Genomic DNA, 22632 nt, shown 5'->3' with positions numbered 1-22632 from the left:
GTTAGGCCGCGCTGCGGGGATTGCCCCTGTGAGACCGACGCAATCACGCCTCGGTCCACGGGAACACAATACACTATGTCCATCATCGAGAGCCACGACATCGACGATGTCGAACTCGCCGTGCAGCAGGATCGCCCGCTGCGCCCCGGCCGCTACCGCGTCTCCTTCGCCCTCGACGGGGTCGACTACAGCCCTATCATCCTCGACGACCCCGTCCCCCTCGGCCGCCAGATCCTGAAAGCCGCAGGGATCAATGACATCGATGGGCACTCGCTGTTCGTCATCTCCCAGGAAAGCGACTTCGAAGACGTCCGCGCCGATGAACCAGTCGTTTTGCGCGATCGCCTCGCCCACCAGTTCATCGCGTTCAGCACGGACCCGCTCTACCGCCTCAAGCTCGACGACAGCCGCATCGTCTGGGGCCAGCCGAGCATCCCCGAGTCCGTCCTGCGCTCCCTCGCCGGGATCGACGACGACAAGGCGGTCTTCCTCGAAGCGCGCGGCGGCACCGACAAGCTGATCGAGGTGGGCACCCAGGTCGATCTCACCGCAGAGGGCGTGGAGAGGTTCATCACGGCCAAGGCCAAGACCTCGTACTTTTTCTTCGTCAACGGCCAGCGCTATGAAACCGAGAAGAAGAAGCTCACCGGCGCGCAAATCAAGGCGATGGTGCCCGGCTGGGACGAGACCCACGACCTCGCGCTGGAAGGGCATGGTGACGAACCCGACCGCACGATCGGCGACGACGAGAGCATCAGCCTCGATCCGAAGCACGGCGTGCGCCGCTTCTCGTCGGTGCCCAAGGCGAACTTCGGCTGATGTTGGGGCCCGTCACCATGCAGCTGGAACAGCTGCGGGAGCGGTTCGGCGGAGCGGACGTCCGGCTGGTGACGAGCGACGTGATGCTCGTCACCAGCCGAACGTCCGAATGCCGGAGGGGTGGTCGAAACCCTCGACCGCCATCCGCTTCATCATTCCGTCGGGGTATCCCTACGCGCTTCTCGACTGCTTCTGGACCGATGCCGACCTCACCCTGCAGGGCGGAGGCCAGCCCCAGAACACCGGGATGAACCCGATCCCCGGCGTAACCGAGCCGTTGCTCTGGTTCTCCTGGCACCTGACCGCGCCCTGGAACCCCAACCGTGACACCCTCACCACGTGGATGAACGTGGTGATCAACCGCATGAAGGAAGTACGATGAGCGGCATCCGGTTCCCGTCGCCGATCTACGGCCAGCTCGCCGCAACGCTTCTCGACGCCCACGCCGTCGAAAGCTGCGCCATCGCCTATGCCCACTACGTCCCCGGTGCAGACGCGTGGATCGTCGCCGACGCCTCGCCCGTGCCGGACGGCGCCTACGATTGCCGCGACCGCATCTCCGCGGTGCTGAAGGCCGAGTATCTGCTCGAAGTCGCCAATCGTAGCCGGGTCACCGGTATGGCGGTGATACTCATCCACACCCACCCCGGCTACTCGACGCATCCCATATTCTCAGCGACCGACGACGACGGCGAGGCCCAGATCGCCCCCTACCTCGCGCGGCGCGGCGCACCCGTTCCCCACGCCGCGCTCGTCATCGGCGCCAACGGCTGCCGCGCCCGCCGCCTCGGATCGAACGACGAGATCAAGGTGTGGGAGGTCGGACGGAACCTCGCCCTGCATTCCCCCGGACCAGACTGCGCGGATCTGCAGCGCGAGGACCGGCAGGTTCGCGCATTCGGCGAACCCGGCCAGCGTCTGCTGAAGAGCCTCCGCTACGGCGTCATCGGCGCCGGAGGTACGGGTTCGCTCGCCTGCCAGCAGCTCGCCCATCTAGGCGCGATGGACGTCACCGTCATCGACCCAGACGAGGTCGAGACCACCAACCTCAACCGGCTGGTGGGTTCGGTGCCCGGCGATGTCGGAACGCCCAAGGTCGAAGTCGCGGCCAGGATGATCCGGGCCGTCAACCCTGAGGCGCACGTCACGGAGCTCCAGGCGGACATCGTCGACGCCCATGTCGCCGATCTCCTGCCCACCTTCAACTTCGTTTTCCTATGCACCGATTCGCACGCGAGTCGGGCGGTCGTGAACCAAGCCGCGCACCAGTATCTCGTGCCGGTAATCGACATGGGGGTCAGCATCACGGCCTCCGACTGCGTCATCACGCACGTCACCGGACGCATCCAGATGATCGCGCCGGGACTGCCCTGCCTCACCTGCACCGGCGCGCTGGACGGCAAGGCCATTCTTCGCGAGCTCCAGACGCCGGAGCAGCGGGCGGCAGATCCGTACGTGCAGGGCGTCCACGAACCCCAGCCCGCCGTCATCTCCGTCAACTCGACCGTCACCTCGCTGGCGCTCACCATGCTGCTGGGGGCCGTCACGCCCGTGCCGACGCGTCCGCGCCACCTCGCCTATGACGGTCTGCGCGGCCAGGTGAGCGAGATGGCCGTCGCCAGCCATCCGGGGTGCATCGTCTGCTCGACCGCCGGCGCGCGCGCCAAGGGATCGATCTGGCCGCTTCCCGTCCGCAGGGCATCTGCAAAGGGGGAAAAGGAATGACGGCGCCGGCAAGGATGCTCCACCTCGTCGGTGAGGCCGAGTATCGTGACGAAGCGGAGGCCAAGCTCGCCAAGCCCGGCGATGCCGCGCTGGTGGTCCGCGGGCGCACGCGTTCGATGGTCATGGCCTGCCCCGACGGCTGCGGCGAGACCCTCGTCGTCAACATCGACCCCCGTGCCAACAAGGCTTGGCGCATGGACACCCGTGGCGAGGGCCTGACCCTGTATCCGTCCGTCTGGCGTGACGGAGGGTGCAGGAGCCACTTCATCGTGTGGCGCGGTTTCCTCATCTGGTGCGACCGTTTCACGTTAGGGAACCGGGAACCGCGATACGATCCCTCGATCGAGGAGGCTGTCCTCTCGGCGATGGACGTCTCCAAACCCCTGACCGCCGAGGCGATCGCGTACGCGATCGATGAGCTTGTTTATGACGTCAATCGCGCAGCCAATCGTCTGGTAGGCTACGGTCTCGCCCGCAGCTGGAAGGAGAGCCAAACTTGGTTCTTCGTCCGAGCCGATTAATCTTGTTGAACTAACATAAAGGATTCCAAAGGCAGTCGCCGGGCTGCGACGTGGCCGGGGATCTGCGCCTCGGCCGCATCTAAGGGACGGATACCGATCAACTAACCTCGGCTACGGTGCCACTTACGATTACAAGCAACATCAACTACTGACCCGGAGTAGCCCATGGCCGCGCTGAAGATTATCCACACCGCTGACTGGCAGCTCGGGAAGCCGTTTGGACGCTTTCCCTCAGAGGTGTCGGGAGCTCTGTCCGAGGCGCGTCTCGATGTCATCGACCGCATCGCCGAAGTGGCACAAGCCCGCGGCGCGAACCATGTGCTGGCCGCCGGTGACATCTTCGACAACGTTGACCCGGGTGACCGCATTGTTCTCCAGGCGCTATCACGGATGGATCGTGCGAAGCTCACCTGGTGGCTGATGCCCGGCAATCACGACCACGCCCGTCCTGGCGGCCTCTGGAGCCGAGTGCGTGGCCATGCCCCCGCCCGGGTCAGGATTGTCGACGAGCCATGCGCAGTCGAGATCGAAGAAGGAGCCTGGCTGCTTCCTGCTCCTCTTGAGCACCGGAAGACGCTTTCCGATCCTACTGCCGCCATGGTCGACATGGAAACGCCAGCCGGGGCCATCCGCATCGGCATGGCTCATGGCTCCATCACTGAGTTTGGTGCATCGGGTGAGAGCACCAACCTCATACCCCCTGATCGAGCCCAAACGGCCGGACTGGACTATCTCGCACTTGGTGATTGGCACGGCTTTCTGACCATAGGAGACCGCACCGCCTACAGCGGTACGCCAGAGACAGACCGGTTCGGCCGCGAAGAAGCCGGTGCGTGCGTCTTTGTTGAGGTGCGGCAGGGGAATGCTCCGGTTATCGATCGCGTCGAAACTGGGCGCTATCGGTGGCTGTCACGGCGCTGGGACCTCTCAATATTGGACCACCTGCACGTCGAGCTTGCGGATCTGCGGTCAGAGCATCGCCTCAATGACGTGCTGCTCGACCTCAAGCTGGCGGGCGCCGCCAGCCTGGCTGACCGTGTCGGGATCATCGATGAACTCGAGCAACGCGTTGCTCATGAGCTCCGCCATCTAGACCTTGATGGCTCGGGCCTTGTGGCCCGCCCCACCCCGGAGGACGTCGCCCGTATCGACGTGCAGGGCGCTCTCGCAGGAGCCGCGGCCATCTTACAAGCCCGCGCCGATGCGGGCGGTGCGGACGCCTCATTAGCGGCAGCGGCCCTGGAACGGCTCTACGTCGAGGCAATGCGCAGCACGGCGGGAGCGGAAGCATGATCATCCGATCTGTTGAGCTCGCCAATCATTATCCTCGTCTCGGTGCCGAGAAAGCCCGTTTTTGCGGGGGGCGACGGAGACGGACAGGGCGACAGCAAGGTTGCCGGGACGAACTACAACGCCACTGCCGACATCCCTTGCACGGGGATCAAGGGAGCGGGCCCCACCTGCAAGGCGGGAGCGATCCGCGCTCGCGACCAGATCGCGATCGAAGTCACCATTCCGAGCGGCACGCGCACCTTGCTGTTCGACGGCAAAGGAGAGTTCGTGACGCACAGCAGCAGCCAGGCCGATGGCTCCGCGGCTCTTCGCAGCCGAGGCAAGCGTGACGGGGACTGGCAAGTTATCAGCGTCGGTTCGGAGACCTATCGAGTGCCCGATGTCCTGGTCATGGGTGACTAGGAGACGGGGGCGGACCGCCGGCCTGCAATGGCGTCAAATGCCAATGGTTTGACCGCATTTGCCAAGACGCGCCGCCGAAACGACGTGGCATCATCCACGCCGCGCGACTCGCCTCTGGCGGGCAAATGGCGGGAGACAGATGATGGCGACGCGCAAGGCGATCTTCCCTGGAATAGGCGCGGGCATTGCTCTTTTGCTCCAGCCGGCCGCGGTGCACGCCGCAGAACCGCCCGGGTCGGTTCGCGATCTTGTCGGCGCACGAGCCAGCAGCGGCGAAGCCTCGCTCGAGGCGCGCGGCTTCACCTTCATCAGCGGCGCAACCAGGAATGGCCAAAAGCTGTCCTACTGGTGGAATGGAAGTGCAAAGGAATGCATTCGCGCTGCGACGGACGATGGAGCCTTTGTCCAGATCGTGTCCGCTCCGAAGCAGGATTGCGGGCAGCGCGGCGGTGACAACGGCGCGGCCCTCGCGGTCGGTGTTGGCGCGGCGGCGCTGATCGGCGCCATCGCGCTCAGTCACAAGAGCCACAACCATGACAGTGGCCGTCACTATGACGATGTGACCCGCGAAAGCCATTACGAGCGAGGCTACCGCGACGGGCTCTATCACCAGAGCTACCACAATTACGATCGCAGCGACGCCTACACCGAAGGCTATGAGAATGGTGCTCGATCACGCGGAGAAGAGACCAGCTACCGCAACGGAAACTATTACGGTGGTGGCTACGGCAGCCACGTCTCGATCCACGACCTGCGCGGCGCTGACAGAGGCTACGCCGTCGGTCAGTTGCTGAGGAGAGGCTTCATCCAGCGCGACAACAAGAAGACCGACGACGGCCGCTACGCGACCTACTGGCGCGAGGCGAGCCGCCAATGCGTGATCGTGGTCTCGCATTCGGGGCGCATCGATTCGATCGAGAGCACGAGCGAAGACACCTGCCGTCGCTGGTAAGCGCTTTCCAGTCACCATCAGTGGGAGTGCCCTGCATGACAAGTCGTGGATCATCCGGGAGCCGCCTCAAATCCTTCCTGCTGGCCGGCATCATCGTGTCGATGGCCGCGGCTCCCGCGGCGGCGCAGCAAAGTCAGACGGTGGCCATCGCGCGTGGCAAGACGCAGACGACCATGCTCGGGGCCATCAAGGGCAAGGCCTATCGCGACTATCTCATCGCGGCAGGCGCAGGTCAGATGCTCAGCGTGCGTTTGACCGGCAACGGCTCGACCTACTTCAACGTGCTCCCACCGGGCAGCAACGACGTCGCGATCTTCAATGGCTCGATGGACGGGAACAGCTTCGAGCGACGGCTCGAGCGCTCGGGTCGGTATACGGTCAGGGTTTACCAGATGGGCGCTGCCGAAGACAGCGGGCGAAACTCGATCTTCACCCTCAAGGTCGGAGTCACGGGTGGCAGCGGTGCAGCCAACGGCAACGCTGGCGGAAAGGTCAACATCGCCGACCTTTCCGGAATGAACTCGATCAGGGCGATCGACGTGATGGCCGAGCGCGGCTTCAGGGACGTCGACAGCTTCAGTTCCGGAAACACGCAATACGGGATCTTCTGGCGCCCGACGTCGCGTCAATGCGTGCAGCTGACGATGGCGGCCGGCCGGGTGGCCGCGGCGAACGACATCGGCACCCATCCCAAATGCCGCTAGGCTCCGAGGGAGAATGAACATGCGAATGGCGGCCGTTGCCTGCGCGCTGGCAGGCTCGCTGCTCTCGACGGCTGCGGTCGCGACGCAGAAACCGGGCGCGGGCCTTCCACCGATGGGTCCGGACCAGATGGTCTTCAGCATCGCCAACATGGATCGGTCGGTGTCACCCGGCCAGGACTTCTATCGCTACGCGGCCGGCGGCTGGCTGACCCGTGTGCAGCGGCCGGAACGGCACGCAAGCTACGGCTTCTTCGAGATCGTCGCCGATCGGGTGCAGGATCAGATGGGCAGCGTGCTGCAGAAGGCGGGACAAGACGCCGCCACTGCGCCGAAGGGCAGTCCCGCCCAGCAGGTCGGCACCTTCTACAACGCCTACATGGACGTCGGCGCGCGCCGATCCGCGGGACTTAGACCGATCCGCTCCTTCCTCGACCGGGTCGACCAGATCCAGGACATGCCGAGCCTCGCGCGGTTCATGGCCAACTCTCAGCGCGACGGCGGGCCGACCCTGTTCCTGGTCGCCGCACCCGACATCGATTTCCGCAACAGCAAAGAGAACATCATCTATCTCGCGGCCGGCGGACTTGGCCTGTCGAGCGACTTCGAGGATGTCTTCGAAGAGCCCGATGGCGGGCCTCGGATCAGCGGTTACCGCACCTACCTCGTCGACACGCTGAAGATCGCCGGCTTCGATGCGGCGAAGGCCGCCGCCATGGCGGACCTGTCGATCAGGATCGACCGCACCCTTCATGCCGCGAAGCTTCCTCCAGCGGAGGCCGGCAACCCCGCCAAGCTCTACAATCCGCGGACGATTGCGCAGCTCCGGAACGAGCTGTCCAGCCTCGATGTCGGCCTGCTTCTCGACGAGCTGCAGTTCGGCAGTCCGGAGCGGCTGATCCTGGCGGAGCCGCGCTATCTGCCAGCCTTGTCCAGGCTCCTTGCCGGTCTGTCGATGGCGGAGGTGCGGGACTATGCACGGGCGCGCACCATCCTCACCTTCACGCCCTATCTCAGCCCGGACTTCGACAAGCCACTCGTCGCCTTCTCCAAGTCGCTGACGGGGGTCGGCGTCCTTCCGCCGCAGGAGCAGAGGGCGCTCGACCTCATCACGCAGAACCTCGGCCAGCCGGTCAGCAAGCTCTACGTCGACAATTTCTTCCCCGCCGAGACGCGCCAGCAGGCTTCCGAAATGGTCGGCCTCATCAAGGGCGCGTTCGTCGAGCGCATGCCGAACCGTGCCTGGCTATCGGACCCGACCCGCACGGCCGCGATCGCCAAGCTCGATGCCCTGCAATTCGCGATCGGCTATCCTGACGAATGGATCGACTATCGCGGAGTCACGGTGACGCCCGACCTCGTCGACTCGAAGGTCGCGCTCGCCCGCTTCGACCATGACCGCCTGCGCAATAAGATCGGGCGACCGGCCAAGCACGACTACTTCGCCACCTCCAAGACCCTGCCGATGATCGTCAACGCCGGCTACGATCCGCAACTCAACGGTTTCGAAGTACCGGCGGCGATCATCCAGGTCCCGATGTTCGACGCCAAGGCCGATCCTGCCGTCAATTTCTGTCGCATGGGGGCGGTTCTCGGCCACGAGATGACGCATGGCTTCGACTGGTCCGGCAAGCAGTTCGACGGCAGCGGGAACATGCGGAACTGGTGGCAGCCGGTCGATGACGCCGCCTTCGACAAGCTGGCAGGCGGATTGGTCGCGCAGGCCAATTCCTATGAATTCCTGCCCGGCAAGATCAGCACGAGCGGCGCTCAGCAGGTGGGTGAGAACATGGCCGACCTCGGCGGCATCACCCTCGCCCATGCCGCCTTGCGCGCCTACCTCGCCAAGCATCCGGACAAGGACGTACCGATCGACGGCCTGAGCCAGGACCAGCGCTGCTTCCTTGCATGGTCGCAGCTGTGGGCGTGGAAGGGACAGGACCAGATGCTGCAGTCATTGGTGGCGCGCGACCCGCATCCGCCCAATGCCTATCGAGCGACGGCCCCCTTGCGTCATCTCGACGCCTTCTACTCGGCCTTCGGGATCAAGGAAGGCGACGAGATGTGGCTCTCCCCGGAAAAGAGGGTGCGCGCCTGGTAAGGTCATCAGCGACCATGTCTCCGGGATCGGGTCCCGCTGGAAGGGTCAACCCGTGACGAGCGACTGCTTGAGGGGGGCGGAGTTCGTGTCCGGGAACAGCAATTGGGCCATCCGCGCGGGGTCCTGTCCGAAGTGCTGGCCGAGCGCACTGGCGATCAGGGCGTCGAGGTTGAGCGTCGGCTTGAGGTCGCGCGCTTCGTAGAGCGAGGCGGGAGCGAGGCCCGGCCAGTCGGCCAGCACCTTGCCACCGGCCACCGCTCCGCCGAGCAGGAAGGCAGTCGAGGCGGTTCCATGGTCGGTTCCGCCGGTCCCATTCTCGTGCGCGGTTCGGCCGAACTCGGTGGCGACCAGCACCAGCGTGTTCTTCCAGTCCTCGCCCAGACCGTCGCGATATGCGGCAAGCATCGCATCAAGCCCGGTCAGCTGCGAGTTCAATCGCCCCCTCTGCGCCGTGTGGGTGTCCCAGCCGTCGGTCTCGACCATTCCGATCCGGGCCCCGCCGGGTCCCTTCATCATCCGCGCCGCGAGTGCTCCGGCAGCGGCGGCCCCACGACCGTCGGCAAGGTTGCCGGCCTTCGTTCGCGCCATGAGCGCCTCGTTCCACAACGGCCCGAGCTGTGCGTCGTTCGCGTATAGGTCACCGACGCGGATCATCAGGTCCTCGCCCGCGTCGGGTAGGTTGGACGGAGCATAGGACGCGACCCGGGCCGAACCGCGCAGCGCGGGCGGGACGGCAGGGGCGAATGCGATTGCCTGGGGATTGTCGGGCATTGTCCGAATGAGCCGGTTCATCCAGCCGTCCTGCATACGATAGGGTAGCGCGCCGCCGGTCTCGAGCACGTTCTGCCCGTCAAAATGCGAGCGGTCGCGGTACGGGGAAGCAACCGCGTGGACCAGCAGCGCCTGCCTCGCGGCGGTCATCGCCGCCACTTGCCTGAGGGCCGGGTGAAGCGTGAACATCGCATCGACCCTGCTTCCCGTGGCAGCCTCTGCGCCGAGTTGCGGGCGGAGGCTCGCATAGCCCGGGTCTCCGGTCGGAGCGAGGATGGCGAGGCCGTCGGCGGCGCCGCGCTGGATCACGAACAGGAAGCGGCGGTCGGTCGCGGCGGCGGCGAAGGCGAGGCGCGGCGCGAAGGTTGCGGCGGCGACGCCGCTCGCCCCTGCGGCGAGAAAGCTCCGGCGGTCCATGATTACCTCCTCAGGAATTCGGGCGAGACGAGCAGCAGGGCAAGGCCCGTCGCGGGGCTTTCGGCGCGGCTGATCGCGGTCGCGGTGGCGGTGCTGAGGCGAGCGCCGAGTACCCTGGGGGCGAGCGCTCTCGCATCGACTCCCTGACCGGCGGCGTTGGCGAAACGCCCCGCCGCCTCGACCCTTCGAACCAGCGCGTCCGGCCCAGCCCAGCTCGCGGCGACATCGTCGAAGCCTGCCGGCGAGGTCGGTCGCCAGACCGGCATGCCGAGCTCGTTGAGCAGGCCGACGGTGCGCTGCGCGGGCGGCGCCGGAAGCTCGAGCGCGCGCATGCTGGCGATCGTCCACTCCCACGGATTGCGGAACTTGGGGCGGTCGGACTGCCACGCCTCGGGCGCGGCGATCAGTGCGCGGTAGACGGTCGGAAGATCGCCACGGCTGGCGAGGAACGCCTGTTCGATCCGCGACACGGCGGCGGGCGGCGGATCGTCGGCGATGAAGTGGCGGGCGAGCTTGACCGCGATGTGCCGGGCGGTCGCCGGATGCACCGAAAGGTCGAGCAGCACCGAGCGCGCCTGCCCCTCGCCGTCCTCGCCATAGCGCTTGCCGAGAATCGTTCGGGTGCCGGGCTCGTGAAGGATCTCGGCGAAGGCGAAGTCCCCGCTCGACCCGGACATTAGGCGGCGCATCGGACCGCGGCCGATCCCCGCCACTGTCCAGCCCGTCAGCGCCCGGGCAAACTCGGTGACGTCGGCCTGGCTGTAGCCGGTCCGGACTCCCAAGGTATGGAGCTCGAGGATTTCGCGCGCGAGATTCTCGTTGAGGCCGACGTCGCGTCCGCGCGATTCGGCGCGCTGGCCGGCGGTGCTGTTGGGCCCGACCGACTGTGCCTGGTCGAGGTAGAGCAGCATCGCGGGGTGGTGCTCGACGGCGAGCAGCAGGTCGGCGAAGCGGCCGGTCAGGTTGGGCCGGATGGCGTCGAGCTCGAGCAGGCCGGCATAGCCGACCGTGGTCATCTTCGTCGCGGCGACGGCGAAGTGATTGGCCCAGAAGTGCGCCATCCGCTCGAGGAAGGGAGTGGGCGTGGTCAGCGCCGCTCCGATTCGGGCGTCGACCGCTCGGAGGTAGAGGTCGCGCTGGTCGCGGCGCGCGGCGGCCAGTTCGGGCGGACGCGCGGCGCGGCGGGCGGGAGCGCCATTGGCAGGCATCGGCGCCATGCTCATCGTCGGGGGCGCGGCCATCGCGTCGCCGCTCGCCATGGTGGCAGGCGTCGCCGGGGCGTTCTGGCGAGCGTCGCGGCGTTCCTCGCGATAGGCGATCAGCGCTTCGGCGGCCTCGGCGCGGGTCGGGACATCGTCGAGCGCCGCAAGCCGCTGCCCGAGCTGCGCTTCGACCCACTCCCGCCCGTCACGAGGCCCCGCCGGCTGGTTGCCGCGCGGCCCCAAACCGAACCGGTTCTGGGCGAATAGAAGGTCGCTCATCACTCTTGATCCCCGAGCTTCGAGAGACGGTTTTGTCCGCCCGCGAGGGTGAACGGCCGGTGACTGAAGGCTAGCAGCGGCTGGCCAGCCTTCCAGCGCGAAAGAGGCGACCGTGGCGGTGAGACGACCCGCGATGGACAGTAGAGCAAGTCAAACACCGGTCGATACGAGTGCGTAACAATCTCAAACCGCTGATCGCATAGTAGTCGCTGATCTGGAACGGTCGCGGATGGGCGGTTCTTCTACTTGGCAGCGCCTCCACACCGACCCATCGTCTTGGTTGAGGCGGCAACGTCCCAAAAAAGGACAGCATTTTCAGCGCCGATTCGGTGGCTTCCAATACAAATAAATCCAGCGCATTAAACGTGCGTTAACTGATTCGCATTGGCGGAGAGTTGGCGAGTATCCCTAACGCTCTGTTGGGGAAAGGGGGTCTTGCGTTCATGCGTGCCGTTGCGTTTCGCGCCTTGCCCCTGCTTCTTCTCGCATTCGCTGCGCCTTCGATGGCGGCGACGAATGTATCGGTCCCGACCGACCTCGTTCCGTCTCTGCGCTACGAAGTGCGCGGCGTGATCGTCCCCGCCTGCACCTTTGCGCAGGGCGCCCGCGACCAGTCGATCGTCGGCCTCGCCAATCCCGCCGACGACACCGTTCGCGCGGTTCGCATCGACCTGCCGTTCACCGTCCAGTGCAACTCGCCGGTTCGGGTCGCGATGGTCTCGAACAATGGCGGTCTCAAGCATGTCGGCCCGGGCACCAGCGATCCCGCCTTCGCGGGGCTGGTGCCCTACAACGCGGTCGTGAACCTGCCCAATGGCGGCGCGGCGCTGTCCTGTTCCAGCCAGGCGATGGCGGTCGAACAGGCTGCATGCTCAGGCCGGACCAGCGAGCCCGTCGCCGCCGGACGAGGCCACATCGCCGTCTCGGTGCCGGCGCAGGACCGCCTGCTCCTCGCCGGCCGCTACCAGGATCAAGTCACGCTGACCCTCACCCCCCTCCTCGGCGGGGAGAACGGCAGCTGACCTCACCAGATGTACGGGGGTGCCGCGTCGCGGCTCGCTCGGCATGACCTCCGTCCGGTCTCCTAGTTTCCACCTGACGGTCCGACCCAAGGTGCCCCCCGGCACCCTCACGTAAAAGGGGAATACGAATGAAGAAGTTTCTGATGATCGCCACCGCCGCCGCCACGCTCGCCACTCCGGCGATGGCTGCCGACTGGCAGGGCAAGACCTACGGCCAGGACGCGATCGGCCTCTATGACCTGGGCGCCAACGTCCAGACCTTCTGCAAGTTCGGCACCTCGAGCAGCGGTCAGAACGTTGCCGGCACCACCGTCACCCCGGGTGCTCCGGGCACCGCCGCCGAAGGCGACGGCTCGTTCGAGTTCGACATCCAGAACATCAACGACAACACCGTCAAGTTCGCGCAGGGTCGCTACAAGATCTCGAACGCCGTCTGCAACACCGGCCACGATCTGACCGTCCAGTCGTCCAACGGTGGCCTCAAGAATGCCGCCACCACTTCGGACACGGCCTTCCTGAGCCTCGTGCCTTACGACGTCGCGCTTCTGTTCGACCTCAATGGCGCGCAGACGTCCTCGACCGAAGCGCGGACCGAAAAGGCAGTCTCGACCATCCGCGAAGCCCGCGCTGGTGAGTTCGAAGTCAGCATCGTCGTTCCGGCGATGGACAAGCTCCTGATCCAGGGCCGCTACACCGATCGTCTGGTCGCGAAGATCCGCCCGATCATCTAAGCCAGCGTTCGACTTGGGAAGGGGAGCTCCGCTCGGGGCTCCCCTTCTTCAACCTGTCGGTAAGGCCTGCCCTCTAGGCTCGCGCCTTCCAAGCCCTCCAGTATCTCGAGAGTCGCGTCCATGATGAAGTCCCGCCCGCGCGTGCTGATCGCCTTCGCCGCGCTCCTGCTCGGGATCTTCGCTCTGGCGACGCCAAGCCTCGCCCTGCTCGTCCGCCCAATCATCATCGACCTTACGGCAAGCGGCACCAGCGCCAACGGCCAGATCGAGGTGGTCAACGACCGCAACAAGCCGATGGCGATCGAGGTCAAGGTCAACAGTTTCACCCTGCCCGAGCGCGGCGATCTGGTGCTCGGCCCCGACGCCGCCAAGGACTTCCTGATCTTCCCCGCGATCGCCCAGCTTCCGCCCGGCGGCCGGCAGGTGTTCCGGGTCCGCTACATCGGCGATCCCGCCATCGCGCAGAGCAAGCTCTACATGTTCTCTTCCTCGGAGCTTCCGGTCAGCGAGGCTGCGGCAGGCGACAAGGCGCGCATCGAGGTCCTCTACGCGATCAGTTCGGTGGTCGCGGTTCGCCCGCCGCGCACGACCGCCGCCATCTCGGTAGCCGCGGTGGAGCGCTCGGTTGGGCCCGACAAGCAGCCGGGGATCCGCATCACCTTCCAGAACAAGGGCGCGTCGCACGGCTATGTCGGAAGCACCGTGCTCGACCTCAACTCGGGATCGTGGCGCAAGTCGATCGCGGCCGATGCGACCGGCAAGGCGTTCGGCCTCGGCCTCGTCCCGGCCAACGCGCGACGCTCGCTGTTCATCCCCGTGGCCGACGTGCCCGCGAGCGGTGCCATCAACGTGACGATCAAGGCCGCCAGCGAAGCCTGATCGATCATGCCCGGCCCGGCCTCTTCCCGCGTCTCGCGCGCCGCCGTCCTGCTGCTCGCGGGAACCGCGCTGCTGAGCGTCGCGACGCCGGGATTCGGGCAGGACGCCTCGGCTCGCATCGGCTCGGCTCCGGCATCGGTCCCGGTGCCCAGGCAGAAGCTCAACACGTCGGGCCAGGCGATCGACCTCGTGGTTCCGCTCCGCGAGCGCGTCCCGCTCGGCCAGGTCGCCGTGCGGATCGCGCCCGACGACAGCGTCACCGTCGCCCTAGCCGACCTTGCCGCCGCGCTCGGCCGCTCGGCCACCGCGACCTTCCTCGACCGTATCCGAGCGGTTCCGGCAAGCGACGGCTATGCCTCGCTCGAGGCGCTGTCCGCCGTCGGCCTCAAGCTCGCCTTCGATCCGGCGGCGCTCGACCTCACGGCAAGCTTCGACGCGTCGGGCCGGCCCGACCGAACGGTCGGCCTCGGCTTCGCCCGCGACGGCGTCGGAGTTCTGCCCGACACCTCGTCCGACTTCGCGGCCTATCTCAGTTACCAAGGCAGCATGGACTGGATCCAGCGCGGGACCGACACCGGCCTTCGCCGTCCTATCGCCAACTTCGACCTGAACGGCCGCCTCTTCAACCTGGTCTCGTTCGAGAACCAGTTCACCTACGACGGCAACCGCGGGCCGAGCTTCAGCCGCTACGCCTCGCGCCTGATCTACGATCGGCCGGGCAGTTCGCTGCGCTTCCAGGCGGGCGACCTCTTCTCGATCCCGCAGGTGTTCCAGGACCAGCCCGAGCTTGCCGGCTTCGGCGTCTCCAAGCTGCTTCGCGAATTTCGCCCCGACCGGGTCTACACCACCAGCGCCGGGCGGCGGATCACGCTCAACGACCCCGCGACGGTCACCGTCATCATCAACGGCGCCCCCTCGCAGACGCTCCGGCTCGACCCGGGCAACTACAATCTCGAGGATTTGCCGCTCACCGGCGGGGCCAACAATGTCCAGCTGCTGATCGAGGATCCCGCAGGCGGGCGCCGGCTGGTCACCTTCGACTTCTTCCTCGACAGCGAGTTGCTGGCGCGGGGCATCGACGAATATGACGCCAAGCTCGGCATCCGCAGCGACTATGAGGATGGTCGCCGGGCATACCTGTCGAAGGAGCCGCTGGTCACCGGCTTCTACCGCCGCGGCCTGTCCGAGCAGCTGACCGCGGGCGCCAACCTCCAGGCCACCCGCTCCCGCCAGCAGCTTGGCGGCGAGGCGATCTTTGGTACGCCCGTCGGCCTGTTCACCGCCAATGCCTCGCTCAGCCACCTGCGCGGCTTTGGCAGCGGCTATGCCGCGCGGCTGCAATATCGCTACTCCTCGCCGCTCGCGCAGGAGCTTGGCGCGCGGCGGATCGACATCTTCGCCGAGCATCGCAGCGAGAATTTCGGCGGGGTCGAGACCGAGCGCCCGTTCAACAGCAACGCCTGGTTCTTCTCGGGCCGCTACAGCCAGCCGGTCACGCGCCGCCTCTCGTTCGGGCTCGGCGCCGACTATCAGATCGGTCGCAACGGCGAGCGCAACCGCTATGCGGTGCGCGGAAGCGCCGGCTACTCGCTTTCCAACGGCATGCAGGTCAACGCGTCGGCCGGGTTCGAGCAGCGCGCGGGCTTCGTCTTCGGAGCGACCTTCTTCTGGCGCCGGACCCGCAACACACTCGTCACCGCGCAATATGACAGCCGGATCGACGACGCCCGGGTCGGCTATTTCTACTCGCCCCAGCGGCCGATCGACGCCATCGCCTGGAACCTCGAGGCGAGCCGCACGAACGGCATCGCGGGCCTCAACGGCACCGCGGTCTGGCGTACCAACCGCGGCGACTTCGAGCTGTCGCACCGCGCCGCGCTGCTGGGCGGCGACCGCGACAGCCGGATCATGCAGAGCTCGGCCCGGGTCCGCGGCACCCTGGCCTTCGCCGACGGCCAGTTTGCGCTCGGCCGCTACCTCACCGACAGCTTCGCGATCATCGCCCCGCACCGCAGCCTCAAGGGCGCGCAGGTGCTGGTCGGGAGCCGGGTCAGCGAGCAGGTCGACGCGCGAAGCGGGACCCTTGGTCCGGCGCTGGTCCCGCTCTCCTCCTATTCTCCGCGCGCGGTCTACTTCAACGTGCCCGACGCGCCCGACGGCTATTCGATCGGCGAGGGCAACGAGTCCTTCTTCGCCTGGCTCCACAGCGGCCATCGCGTGGTGGTCGGATCGGACTATAACGTCACCGTCATCGGGACCCTGCTCGACGCGCGCGGCGACCCGGTCTCGCTGATCGCCGGAACCGCGCGCCGGACCGACATCGCCCAGTCGCCGACCGTGCCCATCTTCACCAATCGCGACGGCAAGCTCGGCGCATCGGGACTGTCGCCGGGCCGCTGGCAGATCACCGCCGGGGACAATCTCTACGACCTCGTCATTCCGGTCGAGGCTGATTCCTTCGTCGACCTTGCAACGCTTCGCCCAACAGGGCGACGGGAGAAGCGACCATGACCAAGTGGACCATCCTCGCCGGCGCTGCCCTTGGCGCTGCGCTGCCCCTGTCGCCCGCGCTGGCCGACAATGGCTGCGCGGTGCAGGCCCCGGCGATCCAGCCGCAGACCGTCATCGTCACCTATGATCCGTTCGATGCCGCGACCGCCAATTCGGACTTCCTGATCCGCCTCGACACGGTCGGCTGCCCGCCCAATCGCAACCTCTTCCTCGAGCTCGATCCGGTCGATCCGACCCAGAGCGACGGCACCTCGATCCGCTTCGCGGGCTCGGGCGGAAGCAGCCTGCTCGCCGCGATCAGCGACCAGCGCGGCGGCCAGGGGCACGGCCGCGACGACTTCTTCAACGTCACCGCCGGAAGCGAGACCTTCTACCTCGTCGTGCCGCGCGGGCAGATCGTGCCGCCGGGCGACTATCGCGCGCAGGTCCGTGCCGCGGTCCGCCTCAACAATGGACGCGGCGAGCCCGAGGCGCAGACCCCGTTCGAGATCGTGATCCGGGTCGGGGCCGCGATAGGGCTGGTGCCAGCGATCGGACGAGGGCTCGACCTCGGCGAGCTTCGCGACGGCGATCGCGCTGACACTCCGGTTACCTTCGACGCCTATGCCAACGTTCCCTATCGGCTGACCGTTCGTTCGGACTTCGGCTATGTCCTTCGCCGCGGCGGGCTCGCGACCAGCAGTGGTCCGGCCTATCTGCCGCAGCTCGACAGCGACCTGCTGACGACGAGCGCGCCGCAGCGCGATTTCCCGCTCCCACCCGCGAACCTCTGGCGCCGGCGGCACAGCCTCGACGTGCAGGTGCCGAGCATCGCCGGTCAGCAGGCCGGGACCTATCGCGACTATCTGACGGTGGAGATCGGCGCCCTGCTCGGAGAGTGAGGGTGCGCGGCCGTGCCTAGAGCGGCATGACCGAGAGATGCACCAGCACCGGCTGCAAGCGGTCGCGCTGGCGAAAAGCCTGCACCGACCAGTGACGCTGCAGCCGGCGCGGTCCATCTGCGGTGAAGGTCGCCGAGCCGGTCTCGTCGAGCGCCGCGCGCTCGGTCCCGGCAAGGACCACGCCCTGCGCGAGGTTGGTGAAGCTCGCCCGGACCTGATAGCCCCCCGGCATGTTGCAGACTTCGGCGACGAGCCCGATCGCGCCGTCTTCGCTGACGCGCTCGTCGGGTGCCTGGATCCTGCAGAAGGCGTCCACATTCGCGCCGAGCGTAAAATCGGCCTCGGCCGGCGCGGCCATGGCGGACGGCGCGGTGACGACGCTGGCGGCCAGCACCCCAATGAACACGACTTGCCGCAACACGACCTCCAGCCAAGCTATCGGACCGGGCTAACGTGCCTTCGTCTCGATTTCGTTAAGCGTGCCTGCGAGGTGAACCCTTTGGCCGCTCGGACGAGATTGCGTCATCGGCGCGCGCCGGCTTAGCTGCCCGCCATGAGCGTCCGCGCCCTCGACGACTTCGCCACTTCAGGCGCCCGGCATGTTCCTGGCGCGCTGAAGTCGTGCCTGCCCGGCCTGCGGCGAGTGCTGGAGCCGATGGATGCGAGTGCGGCAGGAACCCGGCTTCACCAGGTCGGAGGGCTCGCTGAATTCCTCGAGGTGACCGGCTGTATCGGAAAGGTTGCCGCTGCAGTGCTCGGAGAGAAAGCGCGACCAGTCAGGGCGATCCTCTTCAACAAGTCGGCCGAAACCAACTGGGCACTGGGCTGGCACCAGGACCGGACCATCTGCGTGCGCGAGCGGAAGGAAGCGCCAGGCTTCGGCCCATGGACGCTCAAGTCCGGGATGATCCACGTCTCGCCGCCGATCGCACTGCTCGAAGGAATGGTCACGGTGCGAGCCCATCTCGACGATGTGCCGCCGACCAACGCACCCCTGCTGATCGCGCCAGGATCGCACCGCTTCGGACGCATCGGCGAAGACCGGATTGAGGCTGTTGTCGATTCTTGTGGCACGGTTAGCTGCGTTGCCGCGGCGGGGGACGTGTGGCTCTACGCCACCCCCATCCTGCACGCCTCCGACGCTGCCGCAGACCCGCGAAGCCGACGGGTGCTTCAGGTCGACTATGCCGCCACGTCGCTGCCCTATGGGCTGGAGTGGCTCGGCATTTAAAGTGGCAGGTCTTTCCGTCCGGCTTCGCGGCAGCCGCACGATGCCTGCTCAGCCGGTGCCGGTGAGCAGGTTGCGCTTGGCGAGGACGTGGGCGCCGAGGAAGTCGAGGAAGGCGCGCACGTGGGGCTCGGCCTTCATCCGTTCGTGATAGACGAGGAAGACCGGAGGGCGGATCTCGGGCAGGTCGAAGCAGCGCCTTAGTCCCGGCTCGACGTCGCCGATGATGCACGGCAGTCCGCCGATCCCCGAGCCGGCGATCAGCATCGCCGACAGGTTGGGCAGGGAGTTGCTCCGGCAGGCGATCTCGAGGTCGGGAGCGATCGCGGCGACCCAGTCGGCAGCCGCTGCCTCCGAGGTCACCAGCGCATGCCCGGCGAGATCGGCGACCCCGGCCGGAGCGCCGAACTTGGCGGCATAATCGTGGCTGCAATAGGTCGCCCAGGCGGCATGGGTCAGCGGCCTGATCACGAGGCAGGGATCGGTCGGCTTTGACCCCACCCGAAGCGCGACGTCGGCCTCGCCGCGCGCGATGTCGAGCGGGTGGTCGCCGACCGTCAGCTCGACCCGGACTCGCGGATAGGCATCGCGGAAGTCGCGCACGGCGCGGGCCGCGACGGTATTGGCGAGCGGCTCGTTGGTGGTCATCCGGATGGTGCCCGACAACCGGCGCTCGGCGCCCGCGACATCGGCGAGGAAGGCCTTGACCTCCCTCTCGACCCGCTCGGCCGAGACCACCAGCGGGGCCGCCCGGCCGGACAGCCGATACCCTTCGCGGCCACGCTCGAAGAGGGTGAAGCCGAGCTCCTCCTCCAGCGCCGCGATGCGCCGCGCGCAGGTTGTCTGGTTGACCCCCAGCTCACGTGCGGCACCGAGCGTGCTACCGTGGCGGGCCACGGCAAGGAAATGCCGCAGGTCACTCCAGTCCAGTGCCATCGCCGATCCCCTGTATTCCCCGGTGGCATTCTGCATCCTTGCAGACCAACCGCGCAATAGTTCGGATTTCGGGACGTAAGCGCAACGATTAGAAGATCGGTCAGTCATACGGATTGCTGACCCATGAAGCTTTATCTCGACCCGATCTCGACCACCTCGAGGCCATTGCTGATGTTCGCCGAGGAACATGCGCTGCCGGTCGAGATCGTCCATGTCCGCCTTTTCGAGGGCGAGCATCGCACTCCGGACTTCCTCCGCATCAATCCCAACGGCTGCGTGCCGGTGCTGGTCGACGGCGGCTTCGTCCTCACCGAGTCGGGCGCGATCCTGCGCTACCTTGCCGATCTCGCCGGATCGCCGGCCTATCCGACCGACCTTCGTGCCCGCGCCCGGATCAATGCCGCGATGGACTGGTTCGCGACCAACTTCCACACCGCGGTCGGCACCCAGCTCGCCTATCCGGCACTGTTTCCGGCCTTCCACCCCTTCTCGCCCGAGGCGCGGGCCGAGGTGGCGGCGACCGGCCTTGCCTCGGCGCACCGCTGGCTGGTCGTGCTCGACCAGCACATGCTCGGACCCCGCCGCAACTATGTCGCGGGCGAGGAGCTGACGATCGCCGATTATGTCGGCGGCTCGATGCTCGCCCTGGCCGAGGCGGCCGAAGTCGACCTCGGCGACACGCCCAACGTCCGCCGCTGGCTCGCGACCCTCAAGGGGCGGCCGAGCTGGGACCCGACCTTCGCCGCCTTCAACGGCCTGCTCAGCGCCACGCGACCCGCGGCCTGACCGCGCCCGCTTCTCTTCAGACAGGAACCACCGATGATCTACCATCTCTCGATCGCCGCCCATGATCCGCGCCGGGTCGCCGCCGTCCTCGCCGAGCTGTGGCGGGGCGAAGTCCATCCCTTCCCGCCGATCGCCAGCGGCAGCCTGGTGGTGCTCGCCGGTGACGATCGCAACTCGCTGATCGAAGTCTATCCGCACGGGACCGAACTCGTTCCCGCCGAGGGCGACGCCGACTGCATCAGCACGCACAATCCCGAGGCGAGCAGCCGCTCGGCGACGCATGCCGCCATCGCTACGCCGCTGAGCCGCGCCGAGGTGATGGAGATCGCCGCGCGCGAGGGCTGGATCGCCAAATATCGCAAGCGCGGCGGCGCGTTCGGAGTCATCGAGCTGTGGCTCGAGAACAGCTGCATGATGGAGCTTCTGACCACCGACATGGCCGGCGAGTATCTCGACACCATGACCCCAGCGGGCTGGCGCCAGGCGCTCGAAGCCGCTGCTCCGAGGGCCTGACGGCTACCCTGCAAGGACACCGCCATGATCAGCCACCGCCCGACCCTTCGCGCGCTCGCCCTGTCCGCGGCGATCCTGCAGGCCGCCTCGATCGGCGCCCTTTCGATCGCGCTTGCCGTCCCCGCCGCGCTCCTCCCCGCCCCGGCGGGAGGCAGCACGTCGACCCATCGCTGACGCCCGCCAAGAAGGAGTGACCACAGCATGACCAAGCAACTTCTGCGTGCCGCCACTGCCCTCCCCGCCTTGGCGGCGCTCTCCGCCGCTGCCCCACCGAAGGCCGTATCCGAGACCCGCTACTGGATGAGCGCCGAGACGGTGTCGGGACTGACGAGCGGGGTCGGCGGCGGCCAGGCGAAGCGGCTGCAGCTTCAGCTCGGCTCGCCGCAGACCATTGCCGCGCCTTCGGCCGAGCATCTTCCGCCAGCGACGCTAAAGGCCGGCGCCAGCCTGCCCCTGACGACCCCGCGCATCGAGAAGGTCGCCGGCTGGCAGGCCGACGGCACGCGCCCCGAGGCGATGCCCAAGACGCGCATGCTGCTCTACTGGGGCTGCGGCGAGAAGGCCGGACCGGGCCAGCCGATGGTGCTTGAGTTCGGCACTCCCGCGGCGGCCAAGGTGATGGCCAGCCTGACCCCCGCCGTGGCGATGATGAACATGCCCAATGCGCGCTCGAGCGCGACCTATGGCGAGTGGCCGAACAGCGAGGGACGGACGACCGTTCCGGCGTCGGGCTCGCTGGTCGGCGACCATCTGGTGCGGGGCAACTATTCGCCCGACATCCGCTTTTCGCTGACCGCCGCCAACGACTTTCTCGCGCCGCTCGCGCCGCGCAGCAGCAAGCTCCCGTCGGGCGCGATGCAGATCGATTGGGCCAGCATCCCCAATGCCCGCGCCTACATGGCGAGCGTGATGGGTGCCAAGCAGGATGGAACCATGCTGCTGTGGAGCTCGAGCGCGGTGAAGCTCGCGAGCATGCTGATGCCCGACTATCTCGCCCAGGGAGACATCACGAGGCTGGTCGCGTCCAAGGTGCTGATGGCACCGGACACGACTCGCTGCGCGGTGCCGAGCGAGGTCGTCCAGGCGACCGAGGGTGCGGCCCTGCAGATGACCGCCTTCGGACCGGAGGCCAACTTCCACTCGCCCCCCGGCCAGCGCGCCTGGGCGGCGAAACTGCGGTCCAAGTCCACCCACATGGGGATGCTCGGCATGTCGGCCGACCTCGGCGGACTGGACATGCGCGGAGAGCAGCCTCCCGCGCAGCAGAACGGCCAGCGCCCCAGCCGCAAGCGCCAGCTCCTCCGCGGCCTCGGCTCGGTCCTCGGCGTGCCCCGCTAGGCCTCCGTCTCCTCTGACAGGTAGAACAGGATGAAACGCAACTTACTCATCTCCGTGGTGGCGCTCGCCCTTCTCTGCGGTTCGGCCCCGGAAGCGATGGCCCAGGCCTCGCCCGACATGGCACAGGTCGTGCGCCAGCTGCGCGAGACCGCCGAACGCATGCGCGGCCAGCTTCCGCCCGAGGACATCGCCGAAATGCTCCGCAACGCCGACGAGCTCGAGCGCGAGAACCGCAAGGGCAGCTTCGCACCGGTCGCGGCTCCGGCCTCGCCGCCGATCATCGCCCACTTGGAGAAGGTGCATGGCGCCACCTTCGAGTGGTTGATGCGGACCACCACCTGTGCCGGCTATCAGTGGGAGAATTGGCGCCGCTACGACATCACCACCGGCGACCACATCGCCGAGCGCAATGCGGGCTGCAAGCGCGCCTTCGGCCTCTACGAGCGCTACTTCCTTGCCGCACGCAGTGGCGACCAGCGCACGGCGCTTCCGCTCCTTGCCGAATATGACAAGGCGGCCCACGAGATCGTCGACGCCTACGGGATGAACTGACCGGTCGAAGGATGGTCGGGAGAGCGGCGCCGGATCGGCCCCGGCGCCTCCCCCCATCTTTCCAAATCATTC

24 protein-coding genes are annotated in these 22632 nt (G+C 67.2%); 20 read left to right on the top strand and 4 right to left on the bottom strand.

Annotation, left to right across the window (positions count from 1 at the left end):
• Positions 1 to 75: 75 nt before the first annotated feature.
• The 9 genes from ABD727_RS04550 (at position 76) to ABD727_RS04510 (ending at position 8514) form a co-directional block, all read left to right on the top strand.
• Positions 76 to 819, top strand: a complete 744-nt coding sequence (locus ABD727_RS04550; RefSeq protein WP_344706195.1) for a multiubiquitin domain-containing protein — start codon at positions 76 to 78, stop codon at positions 817 to 819.
• 109 nt (positions 820 to 928) lie between these two features.
• A complete protein-coding gene (locus tag ABD727_RS04545; protein ID WP_344706194.1) occupies positions 929 to 1201 on the top strand; it encodes an E2/UBC family protein in 273 nt (90 codons plus the stop codon).
• The gene (locus tag ABD727_RS04540; RefSeq protein WP_344706193.1) at positions 1198 to 2544 is read left to right on the top strand and encodes a HesA/MoeB/ThiF family protein; all 1347 of its coding nucleotides are present in this window, start codon (positions 1198 to 1200) and stop codon (positions 2542 to 2544) included. The genes ABD727_RS04545 and ABD727_RS04540 overlap by 4 nt, the downstream gene beginning before the upstream one ends.
• Entirely contained in the window at positions 2541 to 3065 is a 525-nt protein-coding gene (locus ABD727_RS04535) for a ubiquitination-like system serine protease family protein (RefSeq protein ID WP_344706192.1), read from the top strand. Before ABD727_RS04540 ends, ABD727_RS04535 begins: the two co-directional genes overlap by 4 nt.
• A 165-nt stretch (positions 3066 to 3230) precedes the next feature.
• The gene (locus tag ABD727_RS04530; protein WP_344706191.1) at positions 3231 to 4358 is read left to right on the top strand and encodes a metallophosphoesterase family protein; all 1128 of its coding nucleotides are present in this window, start codon (positions 3231 to 3233) and stop codon (positions 4356 to 4358) included.
• Between the two features lie 12 nt (positions 4359 to 4370).
• Positions 4371 to 4760 carry a hypothetical protein gene (locus ABD727_RS04525; RefSeq protein ID WP_344706190.1) on the top strand — a complete coding sequence of 130 codons (390 nt, stop codon included), beginning with the start codon at positions 4371 to 4373 and terminating at the stop codon, positions 4758 to 4760.
• A 142-nt stretch (positions 4761 to 4902) separates the two neighbouring features.
• Positions 4903 to 5712 carry a hypothetical protein gene (locus ABD727_RS04520; RefSeq protein ID WP_344706189.1) on the top strand — a complete coding sequence of 270 codons (810 nt, stop codon included), beginning with the start codon at positions 4903 to 4905 and terminating at the stop codon, positions 5710 to 5712.
• Between the two features lie 35 nt (positions 5713 to 5747).
• Positions 5748 to 6416 carry a hypothetical protein gene (locus ABD727_RS04515; protein ID WP_344706188.1) on the top strand — a complete coding sequence of 223 codons (669 nt, stop codon included), beginning with the start codon at positions 5748 to 5750 and terminating at the stop codon, positions 6414 to 6416.
• 25 nt (positions 6417 to 6441) lie between these two features.
• The gene (locus ABD727_RS04510) at positions 6442 to 8514 is read left to right on the top strand and encodes a M13 family metallopeptidase (protein ID WP_344706187.1); all 2073 of its coding nucleotides are present in this window, start codon (positions 6442 to 6444) and stop codon (positions 8512 to 8514) included.
• Between the two features lie 45 nt (positions 8515 to 8559).
• Here the strand turns inward: ABD727_RS04510 and ABD727_RS04505 are convergent, their stop codons facing one another.
• Both ABD727_RS04505 and ABD727_RS04500 read right to left on the bottom strand, forming a co-directional pair.
• A complete protein-coding gene (locus ABD727_RS04505; protein ID WP_344706186.1) occupies positions 8560 to 9702 on the bottom strand; it encodes a DUF1501 domain-containing protein in 1143 nt (380 codons plus the stop codon).
• 2 nt (positions 9703 to 9704) lie between these two features.
• On the bottom strand, positions 9705 to 11183 hold the full coding sequence (locus ABD727_RS04500; RefSeq protein WP_344706185.1) for a DUF1800 domain-containing protein: 1479 nt from the start codon (positions 11181 to 11183) through the stop codon (positions 9705 to 9707).
• 503 nt (positions 11184 to 11686) lie between these two features.
• On the opposite strand from ABD727_RS04500, the gene ABD727_RS04495 reads away from it, so the two are divergent.
• From ABD727_RS04495 to ABD727_RS04475, 5 genes are all read left to right on the top strand, one after another.
• Positions 11687 to 12205: a hypothetical protein gene (locus ABD727_RS04495; RefSeq protein WP_344706184.1), complete on the top strand. Its 519-nt coding sequence runs from the start codon at positions 11687 to 11689 to the stop codon at positions 12203 to 12205.
• Positions 12206 to 12333: 128 nt separating this feature from the next.
• Positions 12334 to 12936, top strand: a complete 603-nt coding sequence (locus tag ABD727_RS04490) for a hypothetical protein (RefSeq protein WP_344706183.1) — start codon at positions 12334 to 12336, stop codon at positions 12934 to 12936.
• A gap of 120 nt (positions 12937 to 13056) precedes the next feature.
• Positions 13057 to 13815 (top strand): fimbria/pilus periplasmic chaperone, encoded by a 759-nt coding sequence (locus tag ABD727_RS04485; protein ID WP_344706182.1) that lies wholly within the window; start codon positions 13057 to 13059, stop codon positions 13813 to 13815.
• Between the two features lie 6 nt (positions 13816 to 13821).
• Positions 13822 to 16326 (top strand): fimbria/pilus outer membrane usher protein, encoded by a 2505-nt coding sequence (locus ABD727_RS04480; RefSeq protein WP_344706181.1) that lies wholly within the window; start codon positions 13822 to 13824, stop codon positions 16324 to 16326.
• Positions 16323 to 17207 (top strand): hypothetical protein, encoded by an 885-nt coding sequence (locus tag ABD727_RS04475; protein ID WP_344706180.1) that lies wholly within the window; start codon positions 16323 to 16325, stop codon positions 17205 to 17207. Before ABD727_RS04480 ends, ABD727_RS04475 begins: the two co-directional genes overlap by 4 nt.
• A gap of 16 nt (positions 17208 to 17223) precedes the next feature.
• Here ABD727_RS04475 and ABD727_RS04470 read toward each other — a convergent pair whose 3' ends face one another.
• Positions 17224 to 17625, bottom strand: a complete 402-nt coding sequence (locus ABD727_RS04470) for a hypothetical protein (RefSeq protein WP_344706179.1) — start codon at positions 17623 to 17625, stop codon at positions 17224 to 17226.
• 135 nt (positions 17626 to 17760) lie between these two features.
• Between ABD727_RS04470 and ABD727_RS04465 the strand changes: the two genes are divergently transcribed.
• A complete protein-coding gene (locus ABD727_RS04465; protein WP_344706178.1) occupies positions 17761 to 18438 on the top strand; it encodes a phytanoyl-CoA dioxygenase family protein in 678 nt (225 codons plus the stop codon).
• A gap of 48 nt (positions 18439 to 18486) precedes the next feature.
• On the opposite strand, the gene ABD727_RS04460 is transcribed toward ABD727_RS04465, so the two are convergent.
• Positions 18487 to 19371: a LysR family transcriptional regulator gene (locus ABD727_RS04460; protein ID WP_344706177.1), complete on the bottom strand. Its 885-nt coding sequence runs from the start codon at positions 19369 to 19371 to the stop codon at positions 18487 to 18489.
• 123 nt (positions 19372 to 19494) lie between these two features.
• On the opposite strand from ABD727_RS04460, the gene ABD727_RS04455 reads away from it, so the two are divergent.
• The 5 genes from ABD727_RS04455 to ABD727_RS04435 are packed head-to-tail and all read left to right on the top strand — an operon-like array spanning position 19495 to position 22560.
• Positions 19495 to 20157: a glutathione S-transferase family protein gene (locus ABD727_RS04455; protein ID WP_344706176.1), complete on the top strand. Its 663-nt coding sequence runs from the start codon at positions 19495 to 19497 to the stop codon at positions 20155 to 20157.
• Between the two features lie 33 nt (positions 20158 to 20190).
• On the top strand, positions 20191 to 20670 hold the full coding sequence (locus ABD727_RS04450; protein ID WP_344706175.1) for a hypothetical protein: 480 nt from the start codon (positions 20191 to 20193) through the stop codon (positions 20668 to 20670).
• Between the two features lie 24 nt (positions 20671 to 20694).
• Positions 20695 to 20844: a hypothetical protein gene (locus ABD727_RS04445; RefSeq protein WP_344706174.1), complete on the top strand. Its 150-nt coding sequence runs from the start codon at positions 20695 to 20697 to the stop codon at positions 20842 to 20844.
• A 27-nt stretch (positions 20845 to 20871) separates the two neighbouring features.
• Positions 20872 to 22008, top strand: a complete 1137-nt coding sequence (locus ABD727_RS04440) for a hypothetical protein (protein ID WP_344706173.1) — start codon at positions 20872 to 20874, stop codon at positions 22006 to 22008.
• A 30-nt stretch (positions 22009 to 22038) separates the two neighbouring features.
• A complete protein-coding gene (locus ABD727_RS04435) occupies positions 22039 to 22560 on the top strand; it encodes a hypothetical protein (protein WP_344706172.1) in 522 nt (173 codons plus the stop codon).
• Positions 22561 to 22632: the final 72 nt, after the last annotated feature.

The sequence above is a fragment of the Sphingomonas swuensis genome (genome assembly GCF_039538045.1).
Taxonomy (GTDB): domain Bacteria; phylum Pseudomonadota; class Alphaproteobacteria; order Sphingomonadales; family Sphingomonadaceae; genus Sphingomicrobium; species Sphingomicrobium swuense.
Note: the sequence above shows the minus strand (reverse complement) of the source record. Positions and strands in the feature narration are given on the sequence as shown.